This window comes from Streptomyces sp. Je 1-4 4N24 (assembly GCF_026239515.1).
GTDB classification, from domain to species: domain Bacteria; phylum Actinomycetota; class Actinomycetes; order Streptomycetales; family Streptomycetaceae; genus Streptomyces; species Streptomyces nigrescens.
In genome coordinates, this window is sequence record NZ_CP110836.1 from 7807849 (window position 1) to 7827820 (window position 19972).

Below are 19972 nucleotides of genomic sequence, written 5' to 3' on the forward strand. Positions count from 1 at the left end.
TCCGTCAATCACCGTGCCCGTTCGGGATTCCGCATGTCAGGGCGTCTCCAGAGGAGCCTTCCCACAGCGGTGCCGGGCCTGCGGAGCGTCAGTGGAATGGACCAATGACCTTGCTTCGCGGATGGTGAGGAGAAGAGCTGGTGAGGGACCGGCGCACAAGGGTGAGCGGCGCACCCCGTGCCCGGGCGCGCCGCTCACAGTCCCCCCTCGGCGGTCAGCGGGTGCCGACCGCCGCCCTGACCGCACGCCGCGCCATCTGGCAGTCGTCGTGCAGTCGGCGCAGGAGCAGCCGCTGCTCCTCGCCCGCCGCCGGCACACCGGGTTGTCCCGGACCCGGTGTCCCCGTCGGCGTGGGCTCGCGCATGGTCCGCTGGACCGCGGTTTCATAGCGCCGGATCTCGCGGGTGAGCACCAGCATCAGATTCACCAGGAAGGCGTCCCGCGAGGCAGGTCCCGCATTCTGGGCGAGCTGGCTGATGTGGCGGCGGGCCACCGGCGCGTCACCGAGCACCGACCACAGCGTCGCCAGGTCGTAGCCCGGCAGGTACCAGCCCGCGTTGTCCCAGTCCAGCAGCACCGGGCCCGTGGGGGACAGCAGCACATTGTTCAGCAGCGCATTGCCGTGACAGAACTGGCCCTGGGTGTGCGACAGACCGTGCATCAGCTTCTGCAGATCGCCCATGTCACGGTCGGTCAGCAGCCCCAGGTCGTGATAGCGGCCGATCCGGCCCGCGTAGTCCAGCGGGGTGTCGAACAGCCCGGACGGCGGACGCCAGAGATTGATCCGGCAGATCGCGCCGAGCGCGGCCCGTACGTCCGCGCGGGGCGGGGCCTCGGACGGGTGCCGGGGCAGGGCCGCGACCCGGCCGGGCATCCGCTCCATGATGAGTGTGCAGTTGTCGGGGTCGGCCGCCACCAGCCGCGGCACCCGTACCGGCGGACGATGCCGGACGAATGCGCGGTATGCACTTATTTCCTGCCGGAACCTTTCCGCCCAGGCCGGAGACTGGTCCAGTAAACACTTGGCGACCGCGGTCATCCGGCCCGTCGTCCCCACGAGGAGGACGGATCTGCCGCTGCGACGCAGCACCTGCACCGGATTGAACTCCGGACAGATGCGGTGCACCGAGGCGACGGCGGCGCGCAGCTGGGCGCCCTGGGGGCCGGACAAGTCGAGCCTCCCGCTGAGCGGTTGGGCACCCGTCCCCTGGACCCGCCGGGTACGGCCGCCGGGGAGACCGGTGACCGCCCCCACGGAGGGGGAGGGGTCGAGATACGGCCCGCCTCCGGTGGGGTGCGGGCGGTGCGGCCGGGTGGGGACGGTCACGGCGGACGATGCTGCATACATGGGTGAGACAGATCCCTTCGTGCGCCGGCGAGTTGCGTGCGCTCCCCGGCCCGGTGGTGGGAACCCGTGAACGGGCCCCGTGCAGGAGGCCGATCCAGGGTCCCTGTGAAGGGCGCGCACCCTGGGGAATGCGGTCCCGCCACCAGGCCGGGGGCGGCATGTCTACAGAACACGTGGCTGCGGGTGGCAGACCATCTGGCGCAGGGTGGCGAACCCTGGCGAATGGACACAGCGCATGTCACCGGCCGTTACTGTCAACTCAGTCGAGGAACCTGGGGGCTTGACGTGGACAGGCAGCCGAACACCCGTCTCGCGGACCTTTTCGGCCTGGCCGGCTGGTCCAAGGGAGAGCTGGCGAGACTGGTCAACCGGCAGGCGGCGGCCATGGGTCATCCGCAGCTGGCGACCGACACTTCACGAGTGCGGCGCTGGATCGACATGGGGGAGACCCCGCGAGATCCGGTGCCCAAGGTTCTGGCTTCCCTGTTCACCGAGCGCCTCGGCCGTGTCGTAACCATCGAGGACCTCGGGTTCGCAAGAACCGGTCGCTCGGGGAAGCGGCAGGCCATGGACGGTCTGCCGTGGGCTCCCGAACGGACCGCTGCGGTCCTCACGGAATTCACGGGAATGGACCTCATGCTCAACCGACGCGGCTTGGTGGGTGCGGGCGCTGCGCTCGCCGCGGGTTCCGCACTCACCGGCGCCATGTACGACTGGCTGCACACCGACCCGACACCGGCCGGCGCCCCACGCCACGACGCCCCGTTCGCTTCCGACTCCTTCGACGAACTCGACCAGATCGGCCTCGACCGCTACGAGGCGGCCCCCGTGGGGTCGCAGGAGATCGATGCGCTGGAGCGCTCGGTCGAGGTGTTCCGCGCCTGGGACGCGGCCCGCGGCGGCGGGCTGCAGCGCAAGGCCGTGGTGGGCCAGCTCAACGAGGTGGGCGGCATGCTCGCCTACCGCCACCCCGAGCATCTGCAGCGCAGGCTGTGGGGGGTGGCCGCCAATCTGGCGGTGCTGGCCGGCTGGATGTCCCACGACGTGGGCCTGGAGCCCACCGCCCAGAAGTACTTCATCATCGCGGCCCATGCGGCCCGCGAGGGCGGCGACCGCCCGCGCGCCGGTGAGGCGCTCTCCCGTGCCGCCCGCCAGATGGTCCACCTGGGCCGCCCGGACGACGCACTGGATCTGATGAAGCTGGCCAAGTCCGGTTCCGGCGAGGAAACCCTGCCGCGCACCCGCGCCATGCTGCACACCATCGAGGCCTGGGCGCAGGCCTCCAAGGGGCACGGCCAGGCGATGCGCCGCACCCTGGGCGAGGCGGAGGATCTGTTCGTCTCGGACAAGGGCGATGTGCCGCCGCCGAGCTGGATGCAGATGTTCGACGAGGCGGATCTGCACGGCATGCAGGCGCTGGCGTTCCGTACCCTCGCCGACCACGATCCCTCGGTCTCCAGGATCGCCCAGCACCACGCCAAGCGGGCGCTGACGCTGCGGGAGAACGGCCGCCAGCGGTCGCAGATCTTCGACTACATCTCGATGGCGTCGGCCTGCTTCATCGGCAACGACCCCGAACAGGCCGACCGTTACGCCAGGCTGGCGCTGGTGTCCATCAGCGAGAACTCCTCGCAGCGGACCTGGGACCGGCTCCGTGAAATGTTCCGGCTCACGGGGCAGTACGCGAGCTACGCCAAGATCCAGGACCTGCGCGAGGAGATCCAGCATGTCCTGCCGAAGGCGAAGCCCAAGTCCAAGGGATCGGGCCTGGGTCCCGGTATCGGAGCGGGCGTCGGTAAGAACTTCTCGGCCTGAGGCGGGCGGTGACACGGAGGGTGACGGCGCGTCACCTGTAGCCGCAGGTGGCGGAACGTCCTCCGCGAAGCTGCCACCTCACCTGCCCACCGCCGGTCCGCCGGGCCGACGTCACCGGGGCGGGCGCCGGAGGCACCGCTCCGCCGTCCGCTGCCGCGAGTGTGTCAGCCGCCGACCCTGGCGATCAGCACACAGGCGTCGTCCTCGCGCTCGGCGGTGCCGAACTCCTCGACGACGATGCGGACGCTGTCCTGGGCACTGCGCGCGGCGGCGAACCGCGGCGCCAGGGCGAGGAGCCGCTCGGCACCCTCATGGGCGGCATCCGCGCCCTGCGCACGGCGCGGGACGAGGCCGTCGGTGTGCAGGACGAGGAGGTCGCCGGGCTCCAGTTGCTCGGTGCGCTGGGTGTAGGAGGCACCCGAGGTCGCCCCGAGGAGTACACCCTCGGGCGGGTCCAGCGCGCGCCCCGTGCCGCCGCGGAACAGCAGTGGTGCGGGGTGCCCCGCCTGGGCCCACTCCAGCGTCCGTGCGGCCGGGTCGAACCGGCCGCACACCGCGCTGCCCAGCGCCGGCTGGGCGGCGCTGTCCAGCAGTTGGTTGAGGAAGCCCATCAGGGGTCCCGGCCGGTGTCCGGCCACCGCCATACCGCGCAGCGCACCGAGCACCATCGCCATTCCGGACGTGGCGGTGACGCCGTGCCCGGTGAGGTCGCCGACGCTCAGCAGGGTGCTGCCGTCCGGGAGTTGCAGTGCGTCGTACCAGTCCCCGCCGATCAGGTCGCGGGTGCCGGACGGCAGATAGCGCCCGGCGAGGTCGAGGGCCACCGGGCCGCCGTGCGGGAACCGCAGGGAGCCGCGCCACGGCGGCAGCACAGCTTCCTGCAGCTCGACCGCAAGCCGGTGCTCGGTCTGCGCGATCTGCCGCTCGCGGTGCAGCGAGTCACGGGTCTCGCATACCGCCTGCTGGCTGCGGCGCAGCTCGCTGACGTCCCGCAGCACGGCCCACATGCATGCGGTACTGCCGTCGGCGTCGAGCACCGGCTCGCCCACCATGTGCACCGTGCGCAGACTCTCGTCGGGGCGCACGATGCGGAATTCGCCGTCGATCGGCCGGCCGTCCACCAGACAGTCCGTGACCATCGTGGCCAGCCCGTCCTGGTCCTCGGGGTGCACCAGGGACGGCAGCTCGTCGAGGGTGAGCGGACCGTCGGAGGGCGCCCGGCCGAACATCGCGAACAGCTCGTCGGACCAGCTGACCTCGTCGGTGAGCAGGTTCCACTCGGCGCTGCCCACCCGGCGCAGCAGCGCGCCGCGCTCATGCGTTTCGGGCTCCGGCGGGGCCAGGGGTGGTGCGGCCTCCGGTGCCGGGGCGTCCGCGCTCCCGGCGGGCAGGCCCTCTCTCAGCTGGTCGAGATGGCCCCCGAGGTCGTCGAGGTGGTGCACCGCGAGATCGCACAGGGCCCGCTGCCAGCGCAGCTGCGGGTCGGCGAGGAGGTCGGTGTCCACCGTGGACTCCCGGCGGACCGCGTCGAGGCCACCGCGCAGGCGGCGGGCCTGCGTGATGAGTGCCTCGACCGTCTCACGCTCGGGGGGCCGGTCGGCTGAGTGATCCGCGAAGAGAGGGGACGGCATGACGTACTCCGTGATCAGGCGGCGCCGGGCTGAAGGGCCGGTAACGACTGTTGCACAGGCGGCGACGGTCCGTAAGGGATTTGGCACTACCCGATACGGTGGTGCATCTGGCATATGCCACCGGCCTTCCTGGGGCAACCCCGGGGCGAATCGGCGGAATGACGGCTTCCACGCTAGGCTTCGGCCGCCGTACAGCAGGCGGTCCCGCCGATCCATGGTGGGAACGAGGCATACGGCCCGCGGTCACCGGCAAGAATGCCGGTCAGCGGAAATCCCGTTGCCAGCCTGTCCCCCGCACCGGATGCTGACCTCATGTTCGATCCAGACATAGCGCCCAGTGGCACCCTGCTCGGCCTCCTGCAGCGAGGCCGCGGCGACGGGACCCTGCATGCCCTCGCGGCGCCGCGGGCCGAGGCGCTCGCGGCACTCAACGACAGTGTGCTGCGCGACCCCCGGCGCGACTGGCAGGTCGAGAACCGCTCGCTCTACTACGCACGCCTCTACATGCAGCTCGACGGCGGGCTCGAGCAGATCGAACGCCATCTCTTCCACCCTGACGACCTCGTCGACACCGGCGAGGAGCGCACCGGCCTGGCCCTCGCCGTCCTCGGCCACCTCGCCGCGTACGGCAGGGACGCCGCCCGGCTGCTGCTGCGCAGCTATGCCGCGGCGGGCAGCAACTGGCGCTGGGCCCTGGACGAGCTCGCGCTGCGTGACGACGACGCCGGGCTGATGACCCTCGCCCCCGCCGTCCTCGCCCGCTTCCCCGAGACCGAGGAGGGCGAGGCCGAGCTGGCCGCCGCCGTCCGCGACGCCTTCGAGCCCCGGCCCTGGCGGCTGTGGGCCGAGGACCCCCGTTACGGCGCCCGCCTGGCCGACGCCGGGGAACAGGGCTCCTTCGACCGCTGGCAGCGACAGCTGCGACCCCGCGGGCCGCGCCCCGGCTGGAGCGTGACCGAGGTGCTGGAGTGGGCCCAGCAGGGCCTGGAGCTGGAGCCCGCGGAACGTCGGCACCACGCCGCCGCCCGCTGCCTGGGCGCCGTCGCCGGCCCCGAGGACCGCCCCGAGCTGCTGCGCGCCGCGCACAGCGCCCCCGACGCGGCGCGCGCCGCCGTACTCCACCACCTCGCCGAGCGCGGCGACCCCGCCGCCCTCGACCTGATCGAGGCCGCGGTGGCCGACCCCTTCTCCTCCGAGCAGCTGGTCTCCGCCGCGCTCGCCGCCTTTACCCGGATGCGCAGTGTGGCCGCCATCGAGCGGGCCCGTACCTGGGCGCCGCGTACGGACCGGCTGGGTGCGGCCGCCGCCGCGGTGCTCGCCCGCCGCGGCGGGCGGCGCGACGCCGAGCTGGTGCTGGCCGCGCTGCGCAGGACCGTGCGCGAGGAGGGGCCGGACGCGGACGGTCTGTGGGAGCTGGTCGACGGCACCGGCCGCCTCGGCGTCGGCTGCGCCGCCCCCGTCCTGCGGCACATCTACCGCGAGACCTCCTCCTCCCACCTCCGCGGCCGGGCCGCCGGGGCGCTCGCCGCCACCGACCCCGGCTTCGCGGCCGGCTTCGCCGTCGAGTGCCTGTGGGACTGCGAGGAGACCACCAGAGAACTGGCCGCCCGGCACGCCGCCACCGGCGACGACCGCGTAGTCGAACAGCTGCGGCGCCTGGCCGCCGACCCGGCCGAGGAGGACGAGGTCCAGACGGCCGTCCGCAGCCGAATCGGACCCGAGGGGTCCTGAGCTCTTCCCACGTTTCGGCTGCGCTTTGCCTTCGGCCTACGTGGTCGGCTGTCCCGCCGTGGGGGTTCTCGCCGTTGCTCCCCCACGCCCTTCAGGCAGTGGGGGAGCAACGTGGCGGGGAACCCGCAAGCATCACCCGAGCCCACGCCCCGCGCAGCGGAGCCGCAACGGCGAACAACTCCCACGGCGGGAAAGCCGAACACGTGGGAAGCCGGCCAAGCGCAGCCGAAACGTGGGGCCAAAGGCAAAGCGCAGCGGAACGTTCTCCGGCAGGAAAGATCCCTTTGGTCCTCTCCACGCGCGGCGCGCCGAGAACAGCGGTATGCGTGTCGTTCTCGTCACCGAATCCTTCCCGCCCGATGTCAACGGCGTCTCCCACTGCGCCCTGCAAACCGCCCGGCACCTCGTCCGGCGCGGTCACGATCCGCTGGTCATCGCGCCGCTCGGGGGTGCTTCGGCGGATGCCGGTACGGACGAGAGTCCCTGCCCCGTCGTCCGGGTGCCCTCCATGCCGCTGCCCGGCTATCCGCAGGTGCGGATAGCGCTCCCCGGCCGCCGGCTGACCGCGGCGCTCGACGGGCACCGCCCCGATCTGGTGCACCTGGCCAGCCCCTTCGTCCTCGGGGCCCGCGGGATGGCGGCCGCCGCCCGCCGTCAGGTGCCCGCGATCGCCGTCTACCAGACCGATCTGGGCCGCTATGCCCGCACCTATCTCGGCGGTGGCGCGGCCACGGCCTGGCGGCGCATCCGGGCGGTGCACGCTGCCGCCGACCGCACCCTGGCGCCCTCCAGCGCGGCACTGCTGGATCTGACCGAGCACGGGGTGCCCCGGGTCCACCTGTGGCCGCGCGGTGTCGACTCCGAGCGGTTCCACCCCGGGCGGCGCGACGCGGTGCTGCGCAGCTCGCTGACCGCGGGACGGGAACTGCTGGTGGGGTACGTGGGGCGGCTCGCGCCGGAGAAGGACGTCCGGCTGCTGGCCGAGACCTCGCGGCTGCCGGGCGTACGCACCGTCGTCATCGGCGAGGGCCCCAGCGCCGCCGGGCTGCGTACCGCGCTGCCGGAGGTCCGCTTCCTCGGCCGCCGCACCGGAGACGAACTCGCACGCCTCTACGCGTCGTTGGACATCTTCGTCCACACCGGGCCGTACGAGACGTTCTGCCAGACCGTGCAGGAGGCGATGGCCTCCGGTGTGCCGGTGGTGGCGCCGCGGGCGGGTGGTCCGCTCGACCTGGTGGACCACGGCCGTACGGGGCTGCTGGTGACGCCCGGCGACGGCGGTGCGTTCCGGGACGCGGTGCGCTTCCTCGCGGAGAGCGCCGAGGTGCGCGAACGGTTCGGCTCCGCGGCCCGCCGGGCCGTCGCGGACCGTACCTGGGAGGCGGTCGGCGACCAGCTCCTGGGGCACTACGAGGCCGTGCTCAGCGACCGGACGGCGGTGGCTGCATGAGCGCGCGACGCGGCACCGGGGCGGGTCTGCGGATCGTCCGGATCGCCAACTTCGTCACCCCGGCCTCCGGGGGGCTGCGCACCGCGCTGCGCGAGCTCGGGGCGGGCTACCGGGCCGCCGGGCACGAGCCGGTGCTCATCGTCCCCGGTCCGCCAGGGGCCGACGGGACGGCCGGAATCCGCGACGAACTCACCGGTCAGGGGCGGGTGATCACCGTGCCGGGGCCCGAGCTGCCGGGCAGCGGCGGCTACCGCATGCTGACCGACCGCCGCCGGCTGCAGCGGCTGCTGCACTCGCTGGCCCCCGACCGGCTGGAGGTCTCCGACCGGACGACGCTGCGCTGGACGGGGGAGTGGGCGCGCCGGGCCCGGGTGCCCGCGGTGATGGTCTCCCACGAGAGCGTGGACGGGGTGCTGCGCACCTGGGGCGTGCCACAGCCGCTCGCCCGCGCCGCCGCGGACCGGCTCAACCGCCGTACGGCGCACGCCTACAGCCGGGTCGTGTGCACCACCGAATGGGCGGCGGCGGAGTTCACCCGGGCCGGTGCGCGCAATGTGGTGCGCGCACCGCTCGGTGTCGATCTCGCCGCCTGGCACCCGGACTGCCGCAGCGCCGCGCTGCGGCGGCACTGCGCGGGCCGGGCGGAGTTCCTGCTGCTGCTCTGCTCCCGGCTGTCGCAGGAGAAGCGGCCGGGCCGGGCCCTGGACGCGCTGGCGGAGCTGCGGCGGCGCGGGGTCGACGCGGCGCTGGTGGTGGCCGGTGACGGGCCGCTGCGGGCACGGCTGGAGGCCCGGGTGCGGGCTGAGCGGCTGCCCGTGGCGTTCCTCGGCCATCTCGGCGACCGCTCCCGGCTCGCCGCGCTGCAGGCCGGCGCCGATCTCGCGCTGGCACCCGGCCCGGCCGAGACCTTCGGGCTGGCCGCCCTGGAGGCGCTCGCCTGTGGCACACCGGTGGTCGCCAGCGCGGCGTCGGCGCTGGCGGGCCTGGTCGGCGGCGGCGGGGACACGGCGCTCGACGACGGGCCGTCCTTCGCCGATGCGGTCCAGCGGGTCCTGGCCCGGCCGGAGCCCGCCCGGCGCGCCGCCGCCCGACGGCGTGCCGAGGGATACGGCTGGCAGCCCGCCGTCGATGCCTTTCTGGCGGCGCACGACGCGCCCGCACCGGTCGGCAGGCCGGTCGCCGCCGCGGCCGCGCCGCATCCGGCGGGCCCGTTGGGCGGGTGGTGACGGTGGGCTCCGAGGGGGCGCTGATACCGGCGCAGGTGCTGGACGGGGGGCGGTCCGCGGCCCCGGGCTGCTTTGCCGCGCTCGGCGATTCCCTGACCGAGGGGCTCGGCGACCCGGTACCGGGCGGTGGCTGGCGCGGCTGGTCCGCCCTGCTGGCCGAGGCGCTGGGTGAGCGGCCCGGGAGCGTCCCGCTGGTGAACCTGGCGCGGAGCGGGGCGCAGGCCGCCGATGTCGCCGAACGGCAGCTGCCCGCGGCACGGGCGCTCGGCCCGCGCTTCGCCTCGCTGCTCGTGGGGGCGAACGACACCCTGCGCGCTGCCTTCGCCATCGAGCGGATCGCCGCCGCGCTGGACCGGGCGCACGGCGTGCTCAGTGCCGACGGGGCGGTGGTGCTGACGGCATGTCTGCCCGATCCGGGCCGGATGCTGGGGCTGCCCGCGCCGCTGGCCCGTCCGCTGGGGCGCCGGATGCGGGCCGTGAACACCGTCGTCCATGCGGTGTCCGCCCGCTACGGGGGCGTGCATCTGCACCTCGCCGACCATCCCTGGGTCGCCGACCGGGCCTCCTGGAGCGTGGACCGGCTGCACCCCAGTGAGCACGGCCACCGGCTGCTGGCCCGCGGCTTCCACACGGCGCTCGCCGCCACCGGCCTGCCTGTAGGACCGCCGCCCGCGCTCACCCTCGACGGGCCGCCGCCGACCCGCGCCGGCTCCGCGCTGTGGATGGCGACCCGGGGGACCCGCTGGGTCGCCGACCGGTGTACGGATCTGCTGCCCGGTCTGGTCGGCCTGGCGCTCCAGGAGTGCCGGCACGGCCTGGCCGGATCCGGACGCCTGCTGGACGCCGCGGCCGACCGCGCCACCCGCTCCGCGCTCGCCGCGCTGGGCCGGACGGACGGCGCGGGGGACGGCAAAGACCCCTCGATGTCGAAGGGCGCTGCGACAATGGTGGGATGACCGGACGCTGGGAGTTCTGGATCGACCGGGGTGGCACGTTCACGGACGTCGTCGGCAGGCGGCCGGACGGGCGGCTGGTCACCACCAAGCTGCTCTCGCACCATCCGGAGCGCTACCGGGACGCCGCGGTGGCCGGCGTCCGGATGATGCTGGAGCTCGGCCCGGACGAACCGGTGCCCGCCGAGCGGGTGTCCGTCGTCAAGATGGGCACCACCGTCGCCACCAACGCCCTGCTGGAGCGCAAGGGTGAACCGACGGTGCTGCTGATCACCGAAGGCTTCCGGGACGCGCTGCGGATCGCCTACCAGAACCGGCCACGGATCTTCGACCGGCGGATCGTGCTGCCCGAGGCGCTCTACGACCGGGTGATCGAGGTACCGGAGCGGATCGGCGCACAGGGCGGGCTGGTCCGGCCGCTGGACGTGGACAAGGTCCGCCGGGCGCTGGTCCGGGCCCGCGCGGACGGTCTGCGCAGCGCCGCCGTCGTCCTGCTGCACGGCTACCGCCACGCCGAGCACGAGCAGGCCGTCGCCGAGCTCGCCCGGCGCGCCGGCTTCGCCCAGGTCAGCTGCTCGCACGAGGTCAGCCCGCTGATGAAGCTGGTGCCGCGCGGCGACACCACCGTCGTCGACGCCTATCTCTCCCCGATCCTGGGCCGCTATGTCGACGAGATCGCCGCCCAACTCCCCGGCATCCGGCTGATGTTCATGCAGTCCAATGGCGGGCTGCGGCAGGCCGCGCACTTCCGCGGCAAGGACGCGGTGCTGTCCGGGCCCGCGGGCGGCGTGGTCGGGATGGTCCGTACGGCCGCCGAGGCCGGCGGTGGCCACGACCGGGTCATCGGCTTCGACATGGGCGGCACCTCCACCGATGTGTCGCACTTCGCCGGCGAGTTCGAGCGGGTCTTCGGCAACGAGGTCGCGGGCGTCCGGATGCGCGCCCCCATGATGAACATCCACACCGTCGCGGCCGGCGGCGGCTCCGTGCTCCACTTCGACGGCCGCCGCTACCGGGTCGGCCCCGACTCCGCCGGCGCGGACCCGGGGCCGGCCTGCTACCGGCGCGGCGGCCCGCTCACCGTCACCGACGCCAATGTGATGCTCGGCCGCATCCAGCCCGCGCACTTCCCGGCGGTGTTCGGCCCGGAGGGTGACCAGCCGCTGGACGCCGGGACGGTCCGCACCCGCTTCGCGGAACTGGCCGAGCGGGCCGCCGCCGAGGCCGGGGACGAGCGCGGACCCGAGGAGGTCGCTGCCGGCTTCCTCGACATCGCGGTCCTCAACATGGCCAACGCAGTCAAGAAGATCTCCGTCCAGCGCGGCCACGACATCACCCGCTACGCCCTCACCAGCTTCGGCGGAGCCGGCGGCCAGCACGCCTGCGCGGTCGCCGACGCGCTGGGCATCGACACGGTGCTCGTCCCGCCGCTGGCCGGGGTGCTCTCCGCGTACGGCATCGGGGTCGCCGACGCCACCGCGATGCGCGAGCAGGCCGTCGAGGCGGAGTTCACCGACCCCGCGGCCCTGCGCCGCGTCCAGGAGGTGTGCGACTCCCTCGCCGCGCAGACCCGGCGCGAACTCCACGACGACGGGGTGCCGGACGCCTCGGTCACCACCCGCGCCCGGGTGCTGATCCGCTACGCCGGGACCGACTCCACCATCGGCGTCCCGCTGGCCGACGCCGACACCATGGCCGCGGAGTTCGTCCGGGCGCACCACGAGCGCTACGCCTTCACCATGGACAAACCGCTGGTGGCCGAGGCGGTGTCGGTCGAGGCGCTGGGAGCGCCCGGCGGGGCAGGGGAACACGAGACGCAACCCGGCGACAGGGACGGGGAGTTGACGCCTGCCGCGACGATCCGGATGTACACCGGCGGCCGCTGGCAGGACACCGGTCTCTACCGGCGCACCGACCTGCGCCCCGGTGACACCCTCACCGGCCCGGCCGTCATCGCCGAGGAGGACGCGACCACGGTCCTCGACCCGGACTGGCAGGCGGCCATGGGCGAACGCGGACACCTCACGCTGACCCGGACCCGGGCGCGCACCGACCGGGTCGCGGTCGGCACGGCGGCCGACCCGGTGATGCTGGAGGTCTTCAACAGCCTCTTCATGGCCATCGCCGAGCAGATGGGCGTCCGCCTGGAGAACACCGCACACTCCGTCAACATCAAGGAACGCCTCGACTTCTCCTGTGCGCTCTTCGACGCCGAGGGCAATCTGATCGCCAACGCCCCGCACATCCCCGTGCACCTGGGCTCGATGGGGGAGTCCATCAAGGAGGTGCTCAGGCGCCGCGGCGACGAGATGCGGCCCGGCGACGTGTATGCGATCAACGATCCGTACCACGGGGGCACCCACCTCCCCGACGTCACCGTCGTCACCCCCGTCTTCGACACCGACGGGGACACCCTGCTGTTCCTGGTGGCCTCCCGCGGCCACCACGCCGAGATCGGCGGTATCACCCCGGGCTCGATGCCCGCCTTCAGCAGCACCATCCAGGAGGAGGGCATCCTCTTCGACAACTGGCTGCTGGTGCGCGACGGCGAGCTGCGCGAGGACGCGACCCGCGAACTGCTCGCCGCCGGCCCCTACCCCTCCCGCGCGCCGGACGCCAACCTCGCCGACCTGCGGGCCCAGATCGCCGCCAACGAGAAGGGCATCCAGGAACTCCGGCGGATGACCGAGCAGTTCGGCCTGGATGTCGTCCAGGCCTATATGGGGCACGTTCAGGACAACGCCGAGGAATCGGTCCGGCGGATCATCGCCCGGCTGTCGGACGGCAGCTACCGCTACGACACCGACAGCGGCGCCGAGATCCATGTCGAGCTGACCGTCGACCGCGCCGACCGCAGCGCCGTACTGGACTTCGCCGGCACCTCACCCCAGCAGCCCGGCAACGCGAACGCGCCCAGCTCGGTGGTGATGGCGGCGGTCCTGTACGTCTTCCGCACCCTGGTCGCCGACGACATCCCGCTCAACAGCGGCTGCCTCAAGCCCGTACAGGTCCGCATCCCGGAGGGCTCGATGCTCGCCCCCGTCTTTCCGGCGGCCACCGTCGCGGGCAATGTGGAGACCTCCCAGGCGGTCACCGGTGCGCTCTACGCAGCCCTCGGCGTCCAGGCCGAGGGCTCGGGCACCATGAACAACCTCACCTTCGGCAATGACCGGGTGCAGTATTACGAGACCGTCGCCAGCGGTTCGGGCGCCGGCGACGGCTTCGACGGCGCGGATGCCGTACAGACCCATATGACCAACTCCCGGCTGACCGACCCCGAAGTGCTGGAGTGGCGCTACCCCGTCCGCGTCGACAGCTTCGCCATCCGCTCCGGCAGCGGCGGCAGCGGCCGCTGGCACGGCGGCTGCGGTGTCGAGCGCCGGCTGCGCTTCCTGGAGCCGATGACCATCGCCCTGCTGACCAACCACCGCCGGGTCGCGCCGTACGGCATGGCGGGCGGCGCCCCGGGGGCGCTGGGCGTCAACTCCATCGAGCGGGCGGACGGTACGCGCGAGACCCTGGCGGGCTGTGACGCGGCGGACGTCGGTGTGGACGATGTGCTGGTGCTGCGCACACCGGGCGGCGGAGGGTACGGGGCGCCGGACGGAGGCTGACCGTCCGTCACCGCGCCCGGGGTCGCGCCCCAAAGGGGCGCGGGGAACTGCGCGACCGGCCACGACGCAGACGCAGACGCAGCCGCAGCCGCAGCCGCAGCCGCAGCCGCAGCCGCAGACACGGCACGGCACGACACTTCTCGGCACCCCCCGCGGAGCGCTCGGCACGCCCCCGGAGCGCTCAGCGCATGCGGAGAAAGCGGACCGGTGTCCCCGGTACCGCCTGGGCCGCGGGGGCCAGACAGCGCTCGGGGACGACACCGATGACCGGGTAGCCGCCGGTCGTGGGGTGGTCGTGGAGGAAGAGGACCGGCAGGCCGTTGGGCGGGACCTGGAGGGCGCCCAGGGGCATGCCCTCGCTGGGGAGTTCGCCGCCGCGGGCGCGCTCCAGGGGCGGCCCTTCGGTGCGCAGACCGATGCGGTTGCTGGCGGGGGAGACCCGGAAACGGCCGGTGGTGAGGGTGTGCAGACCGGCGTCGGTGAACCAGGCGTCGCGCGGGCCGGGCAGGAACGGAAGGACCAGCTCCGGCTCCGGGCCGCGGTGCGGGACGGCATCGGCGCCGGCCGGCGGGCCGTGCGGGTCGCCCAACGGGAGGACCGTGCCGTCGGTGAGCGGGTCCGGGCCCAGGCCGGAGAGCAGATCGGCGGCGCGGCTGCCGAGGACCGGTTCGGTGTCGATGCCGCCGGCGAAGGCGAGGTACGAGCGCAGACCGTGGGTGGCGGGTCCCGCGTCCAGGACGGCGCCCGCCGGGACACGGACCGGGGCGCCCCAGGGGGCGGGGCGGCCGTCGACGGTCACCGGGCAGGGGGCGCCGGTGACGGCGACGGTGGTGGCCGTACGCACCCGCAGGGCGCAGCCCGTGAGCGTCGTCTCCAGGGTGGCGGCGGACCCGGGGTTGCCCACCAGGCGGTTGGCGAGCCGGTGGGCGGGTGCATCGAGGGCACCGGCCCGCGGCACACCGAGGTGGGCATGGCCGGGCCTGCCGAGGTCCTGGACGGTGGTGAGCGCACCGGCCCGGACGACCGAGAAGGCGCGGTCGGTCATCAGGCGGTCTCCTGCGGGACGAAGCGGACGCGGGTGCCGGGTGCGAGCAGCGCCGCCGGTTCACGGCGCGGATCCCACAGCACGGTGCCGGTGGTGCCGATCAGCTGCCAGCCGCCGGGGGAGGAGCGCGGATAGACACCGGTGTACGGGCCGGCGAGGGCGACCGAGCCGACCGGGACCTTGGTGCGGGGCGTGTCCCGGCGCGGTACGTGCAGCCGCTCGGGCAGACCGGTCAGATAGCCGAAGCCCGGTGCGAAACCGCAGAAGGCGACATGGAATTCGGTGGCGGAGTGCAGCCGGACCACCTCGTCGGGGGTGACGCCCCAGAGGGCGGCGACATCGGCGAGATCGGGGCCGTCGTAGCGGACCGGGATCTCCACGGTGGGCCGGTCGCCGGCGGTGAGCGGCGGAATGTCCCAGGCGGCGAGTTCGGCGATGAGCCCACGCGGGTCGGCGAGGCCGTCGAGGAGCACCGTACGGGCGGCCGGCACGATCTCGCGCAGCGGCGGCAGGGCTCCCTCGGCGGCCCGGCGCAGCAGTTCGGCGTGCAGTGCCTCGACCTCCTCGGCGCTGTCCAGCTCGATGAGCAGCCCGTGTTCACCGACCGGCAGCGGCCTCATACAAAGCTCCGTACGTGAACACCGGCCGCGGTCAGCTCGGACCGGACCCGCCGGGCGAGGTCCGCGGCTCCGGGGGTGTCGCCGTGCAGACACAGCGAACGGGCCGTGATGCCCACCCGCCGGCCGTCGCGGGCAGTGACGGCGTGGTCGCGGGCCATGCCGAGGGCGCGCTTGACGACCTCGTCGGGGTCGTGGATCACCGCGCCCGGCTCACGGCGCGGTACCAGAGTGCCCTCGGGGGTGTAGGCACGGTCGGCGAACGCCTCGCCGACGACGGGCAGTTGGGCCTCTTGGGCGGCTTCGTGCAGCCGGGAGCCGGGCAGGCCGAGGACCGGCAGCCCGCCGCCCGCGGTGCGGATGCCGTCGATGACGGCGCGGGCCTGCTCCGCGTCGTGGACACAGCGGTTGTAGAGCGCGCCATGGGGTTTGACATAGCCGACGCGGGCGCCGGCGGCGCGCGCGAAGACCTCCAGGGCACCGATCTGGTAGGTGATCTCGGCGGCCAGCTCGTCCGGCGGGACGTCCATCGCGCGGCGGCCGAAACCGGCCAGATCGCGGTAGGAGACCTGGGCGCCGATGACCACACCGCGCTCGGCGGCCAGTTCGCACACCCGGCGCATCGTGGCCGGGTCGCCGGCGTGGAAGCCACAGGCCACATTGGCGCTGGTGACGACGGAGAGCAGCGCCTCGTCGTCGGTGAGCTGCCAGCGGCCGAAGCCTTCCCCGAGGTCGGCGTTGAGATCGATGACGGGCGGGGGCACCGTGCTGCGCTCGCTCATGCCGAAACCTCGCTCCGCTCGGCCCCGCATTCGCGTGGCGCGCACCTTTCAACGATCAGCTCGCTGCGCTCGCTCATGTGTGTCCGTTCCAGAGGTGCTCGGGGCCGGCCGGTGCGCGGTGGGCGGCGTGCGGGGGCCCGTGTGCGGGCAGGGGCGGGCGGGACATTCCGGCCGGCCCGTATCCGTAGTGACTCTCCCCCGAGGGCACTCGAGCCGACCGGCGTCGAGGACAACGTAGAGGATTGTTCAACGATCCGACAAGAGGTGTGTGTCATCCGTTTGAGGGTGCGTTGTTTTGTCCTCCTGTCTGGGATTGACTTTCGCTCCATGACACCGGGACGGCCCGAACCCGCCGCCCGGTACGGCGCGAGAGCGGGGAGCGGAATGTCCGGCGGAGTGGCGAAGAACGATCAGAGGCGGCTCACCGAGGTCTCGGGCCTGGAGCGGGACCGCCCCCTGCTGGGTCGCTCCAGCACGGCCGAGCGGGTCGCCGACATCCTGCGCGACCGGATCACCGAGGGCTACTTCCCGCCCGGCGCCCGGCTCTCCGAGGAGAGCATCGGCGGTGCGCTGGGCGTCTCGCGCAACACGCTGCGGGAGGCGTTCCGGCTGCTGACCCATGAGCGGCTGCTGGTGCACGAACTCAACCGCGGGGTGTTCGTCCGGGTGGTGACGGTCGAGGACCTGGAGGACATCTACCGGGTGCGCACCCTCGTGGAGTGTGCGGCGGTACGGGGGCTGGGGCAGGGGCCCTACGGGGCCGGTGTGGCCGAAGCCATCGCGGTGATCGAGGCCGCCGTGCAGGCCGGTGAGGCCGCCTCGGCGGACCGGGAGTGGCAGGCGCTCTCGACCGCCAACATCCGCTTTCACCAGGGCGTCGTGGCCCTGGCGGGCAGTCCGCGCACGGACGAGCTGATGCGCGGTGTGCTCGCCGAACTCCGGCTGGTCTTCCATGTCATGGCCGATCCCCGGCGCTTTCATGCGCCCTATTTGACCCGTAATCGCCAGATTGTCGAGGCGCTACAGGCAGGCGATGCCGCCGAGGCCGAGCGGCTGTTGCTGTCCTACCTGGAGGACTCGCGCAGCCAGCTGTCGGGGGCGTACGCGCAGCGCATCGCGGAGGGGTGAGGGGCGGAGGGGCCGCCGCGAGCCCGCCCCGGGAAGTACCGCAGATCTGTTGGTGCAGACCCCTTGTCGGATCGTTGAACAATCGCCTAGCCTCCGCTGCAATCTCTTCATCTCCTGACGGGCCCTGTGGGGTCCCCGTACGCGGAAGGCGGATCCATGATCGTGCTCCTCGGCGTGCTCGTGGTCGTGATCGGCTTCGCCACGAAACGCAATCCCTTGCTGGTCGTAGGGGTGGCCGGCATCGCGACCGGCCTCCTCGGAGGGCTGTCGCCGGGCAAGGTGCTCGCCGCGTTCGGCGAAGGCTTCGCCGGCAGCCGGGCGGTGACGATCTTCGCGATCACCCTTCCGGTCATCGGCCTTCTGGAGCGTTACGGCCTGCAGGAGCAGGCCCGTAACCTCATCGCCCGGTTCGCCAGGCTCACCACGGGCCGCTTCCTCGCGCTCTACCTGGGACTGCGGCAGATCGGCGCGGCAGTCGGGCTGACCAATGTCTTCGGCCACGCCCAGACCGTCCGCCCGCTCGCCGTCCCGATGGCCGAGGGTGCCGCGGAGCGGAAATACGGCAAACTCCCGGACCGGACACGGGAGAAGGTCCGTTCGTTCTCCGCCAGCGCGGACAATGTCGGGCTCTTCTTCGGGGAGGACGTCTTCCTCGCCGTCGGCTCGATCCTGCTGATCACCGGCTTCGTCAACACCACCTACGGCACCCACCTCGAACCGCTGCAGCTCGCGCTGTGGGCGATCCCCACCGCCGTGTGCGCCTTCGTGGTCCACGGCTGGCGACTGCTGCGCCTGGACCGCCAGTTGGAACGCGAGCTGCTCACCGCAAACGTCCGCGACACCGCCGCAGTGGAGGCCGCCCAGTGATCAAGGCAGAGTGGTTCTACTGGCTGGTGGGCCTCAGCTTCCTGGTGATGGCCGCCCAGATGGTCACCGACCGCAGCAACCCCAAGCGCTTCGGCACCGGCGCCTTCTGGGGCCTGATCGGCGCCGGCTTCATCTACAGCAGCTGGGTCGTCACCAAGCAGGCACCGGCCGAGCCCCTGGGTGTCGCGGTGCTGGTCATGGCCTGCCTGGCCGGCTTCGGCTGCACCGGACGCGGCACCCCGCGCACCACCACCCCCGAGCAGCGTGCCGCGAGCGCCACCAAGCTCGGCAACCGGCTGTTCGTCCCGGCGCTCACCATCCCGGTCGTCGCGATGGCCTGCGCCATCGGCGTCAAGCACGTGACCGTCGGGGGCGAGCCGCTCCTCCAGGAGGGCAGCGAGACCATCCTGGGCCTCGGCATCGGAGCCGTCGTCGCCCTCGTCGTCGGCATGATCATCCTCCGCGAGAAGCGGATCTCGGTGCCCGTGCAGTCCGGCCGTTCCATGCTGGAGGCGATGGGCTGGGCCATGCTGCTGCCGCAGATGCTGGCCACACTGGGCGCCATCTTCCAGGTCTCCGGCGTCGGCGACCAGGTCGGCAAGCTCGCCACCTCCGTCCTGCCCGACGACTCGCTCTACATCGCGGTCGTCGTCTACTGCGTGGGCATGTTCGCCTTCACCATGATCATGGGCAACGCGTTCGCCGCCTTCCCCGTGATGACCGCGGCCGTCGGCTGGCCCGTCCTGGTCGGGCACTTCGACGGCAATCCCGCCGCCGTGCTGGCCATCGGCATGCTCGCCGGCTTCTGCGGGACCCTCGTGACCCCCATGGCCGCCAACTTCAACATCGTCCCGGCGGCGCTGCTGGAGCTGAAGGACCAGTACGGGCCCATCAAGGCACAGCTGCCCACCGCGGGTGTGCTGCTCGGCTGCAACATCGTGATCATGGCGCTGTTCGCCTTCTGAGCCGGCACCGCGCCGCGCGCCGCGCACCTCCGGGGCGCGCCGTGCCGGCTTTCACCCGCTCCGTCCCCGCTCGACCAGTCGCACCAAGGATGACCGAATGACCCGGGTACTGCTGACCGGATTTGCACCCTTCGACGGCGAATCCACCAACCCCTCCTGGCAGGCGGTCCGCGCCGCCGCGGACGCACCGCCCCCCGGTATCGAGGCGTCCGCCGTCGAACTGCCCTGCATCTACGGAGCGTCGATCGCGGTGCTGCGCGCCGCGATCGAGGAGACCCGCCCCGAGATAGTGGTGTGCGTCGGCCAGGCGGGCGGGCGCCCCGACATCACCATCGAACGCGTCGCCCTCAACGTCGACGACGCCCGGATCCCCGATGCCTCGGGCGCCGAACCCATCGACGAGGCGATCGTGCCCGGCGGCCCCGCCGCATACTTCTCCACCCTGCCGATCAAGGCGTGCGTGGAGGCCGTCCGCGCCGCCGGACTGCCCGCTTCCGTGTCCAACACCGCGGGCACCTTCGTCTGCAACCACGTCTTCTACGGCCTCGCCCACCTCATCGCGACCGAACTGCCCGATGTACGCGGCGGATTCGTCCACGTCCCCTACACGCCGGAGCAGGTCGTCGACCGCGCCGAACCGTCGCTCCCGGCCGACGCGGCCGCCCGGGCCCTGCGTGAGATCGCCCTCACCGCCGCGCGCACCCGCACCGACATCCGCGTCGCCGGCGGGGCCACCCACTGAGAGCGGTACCCGTGCCCACGGGACCTGGCGGCCGGCCACCGCGCGCCACGCCGTAGAC

Annotated in this window: 15 protein-coding genes; 10 read left to right on the forward strand and 5 right to left on the reverse strand. The window is 73.1% G+C overall.

The features are described 5' to 3' along the window. Positions 1-214: 214 nt before the first annotated feature. Positions 215-1348 carry an aminoglycoside phosphotransferase family protein gene (locus SLV14N_RS34235; protein ID WP_263272460.1) on the reverse strand — a complete coding sequence of 378 codons (1134 nt, stop codon included), beginning with the start codon at positions 1346-1348 and terminating at the stop codon, positions 215-217. Between the two features lie 285 nt (positions 1349-1633). On the opposite strand from SLV14N_RS34235, the gene SLV14N_RS34240 reads away from it, so the two are divergent. Beyond that, positions 1634-3163, forward strand: a complete 1530-nt coding sequence (locus tag SLV14N_RS34240; RefSeq protein ID WP_208686358.1) for a hypothetical protein — start codon at positions 1634-1636, stop codon at positions 3161-3163. Positions 3164-3327: 164 nt separating this feature from the next. Here SLV14N_RS34240 and SLV14N_RS34245 read toward each other — a convergent pair whose 3' ends face one another. Next, positions 3328-4794 carry a PP2C family protein-serine/threonine phosphatase gene (locus tag SLV14N_RS34245; protein ID WP_263272461.1) on the reverse strand — a complete coding sequence of 489 codons (1467 nt, stop codon included), beginning with the start codon at positions 4792-4794 and terminating at the stop codon, positions 3328-3330. Between the two features lie 312 nt (positions 4795-5106). Between SLV14N_RS34245 and SLV14N_RS34250 the strand changes: the two genes are divergently transcribed. The 5 genes from SLV14N_RS34250 to SLV14N_RS34270 all read left to right on the forward strand — a co-directional run bounded on the left by SLV14N_RS34250 (position 5107) and on the right by SLV14N_RS34270 (position 13768). Next, positions 5107-6525, forward strand: a complete 1419-nt coding sequence (locus tag SLV14N_RS34250) for a HEAT repeat domain-containing protein (protein WP_263272462.1) — start codon at positions 5107-5109, stop codon at positions 6523-6525. Positions 6526-6847: 322 nt separating this feature from the next. Beyond that, positions 6848-7975, forward strand: coding sequence for a glycosyltransferase family 1 protein (locus SLV14N_RS34255; protein ID WP_208686365.1), 1128 nt, complete (start codon positions 6848-6850; stop codon positions 7973-7975). Then, positions 7972-9201: a glycosyltransferase gene (locus tag SLV14N_RS34260; protein ID WP_263272463.1), complete on the forward strand. Its 1230-nt coding sequence runs from the start codon at positions 7972-7974 to the stop codon at positions 9199-9201. The genes SLV14N_RS34255 and SLV14N_RS34260 overlap by 4 nt, the downstream gene beginning before the upstream one ends. A gap of 38 nt (positions 9202-9239) precedes the next feature. Beyond that, the gene (locus tag SLV14N_RS34265) at positions 9240-10157 is read left to right on the forward strand and encodes an SGNH/GDSL hydrolase family protein (RefSeq protein ID WP_263273365.1); all 918 of its coding nucleotides are present in this window, start codon (positions 9240-9242) and stop codon (positions 10155-10157) included. Further along, positions 10154-13768 (forward strand): hydantoinase B/oxoprolinase family protein, encoded by a 3615-nt coding sequence (locus SLV14N_RS34270; protein ID WP_263272464.1) that lies wholly within the window; start codon positions 10154-10156, stop codon positions 13766-13768. Before SLV14N_RS34265 ends, SLV14N_RS34270 begins: the two co-directional genes overlap by 4 nt. Positions 13769-13949: 181 nt before the next feature. Here the strand turns inward: SLV14N_RS34270 and SLV14N_RS34275 are convergent, their stop codons facing one another. From SLV14N_RS34275 to SLV14N_RS34285, 3 genes are read right to left on the reverse strand one after another with little or no spacing between them, the layout of a single operon-like run. Further along, positions 13950-14813: a biotin-dependent carboxyltransferase family protein gene (locus SLV14N_RS34275; RefSeq protein WP_208686371.1), complete on the reverse strand. Its 864-nt coding sequence runs from the start codon at positions 14811-14813 to the stop codon at positions 13950-13952. After that, the gene (pxpB, locus tag SLV14N_RS34280) at positions 14813-15433 is read right to left on the reverse strand and encodes a 5-oxoprolinase subunit PxpB (RefSeq protein ID WP_263272465.1); all 621 of its coding nucleotides are present in this window, start codon (positions 15431-15433) and stop codon (positions 14813-14815) included. The genes SLV14N_RS34275 and pxpB overlap by 1 nt, the downstream gene beginning before the upstream one ends. Continuing rightward, complete coding sequence (locus SLV14N_RS34285) at positions 15430-16212, reverse strand: LamB/YcsF family protein (protein ID WP_263272466.1); 783 nt, start codon at positions 16210-16212, stop codon at positions 15430-15432. The genes pxpB and SLV14N_RS34285 overlap by 4 nt, the downstream gene beginning before the upstream one ends. Positions 16213-16596: 384 nt before the next feature. Here SLV14N_RS34285 and SLV14N_RS34290 point away from each other — a divergent pair, with 384 nt between their 5' ends. From SLV14N_RS34290 to pcp, 4 genes are all read left to right on the forward strand, one after another. Continuing rightward, positions 16597-17340 (forward strand): GntR family transcriptional regulator, encoded by a 744-nt coding sequence (locus tag SLV14N_RS34290; RefSeq protein ID WP_263272467.1) that lies wholly within the window; start codon positions 16597-16599, stop codon positions 17338-17340. A gap of 156 nt (positions 17341-17496) precedes the next feature. After that, complete coding sequence (locus tag SLV14N_RS34295) at positions 17497-18207, forward strand: DUF969 domain-containing protein (RefSeq protein WP_127149676.1); 711 nt, start codon at positions 17497-17499, stop codon at positions 18205-18207. Continuing rightward, entirely contained in the window at positions 18204-19172 is a 969-nt protein-coding gene (locus SLV14N_RS34300) for a DUF979 domain-containing protein (RefSeq protein WP_263272468.1), read from the forward strand. The genes SLV14N_RS34295 and SLV14N_RS34300 overlap by 4 nt, the downstream gene beginning before the upstream one ends. Before the next feature lie 97 nt (positions 19173-19269). Beyond that, positions 19270-19914: a pyroglutamyl-peptidase I gene (pcp, locus tag SLV14N_RS34305; RefSeq protein WP_208686378.1), complete on the forward strand. Its 645-nt coding sequence runs from the start codon at positions 19270-19272 to the stop codon at positions 19912-19914. Positions 19915-19972 lie beyond the last annotated feature (58 nt).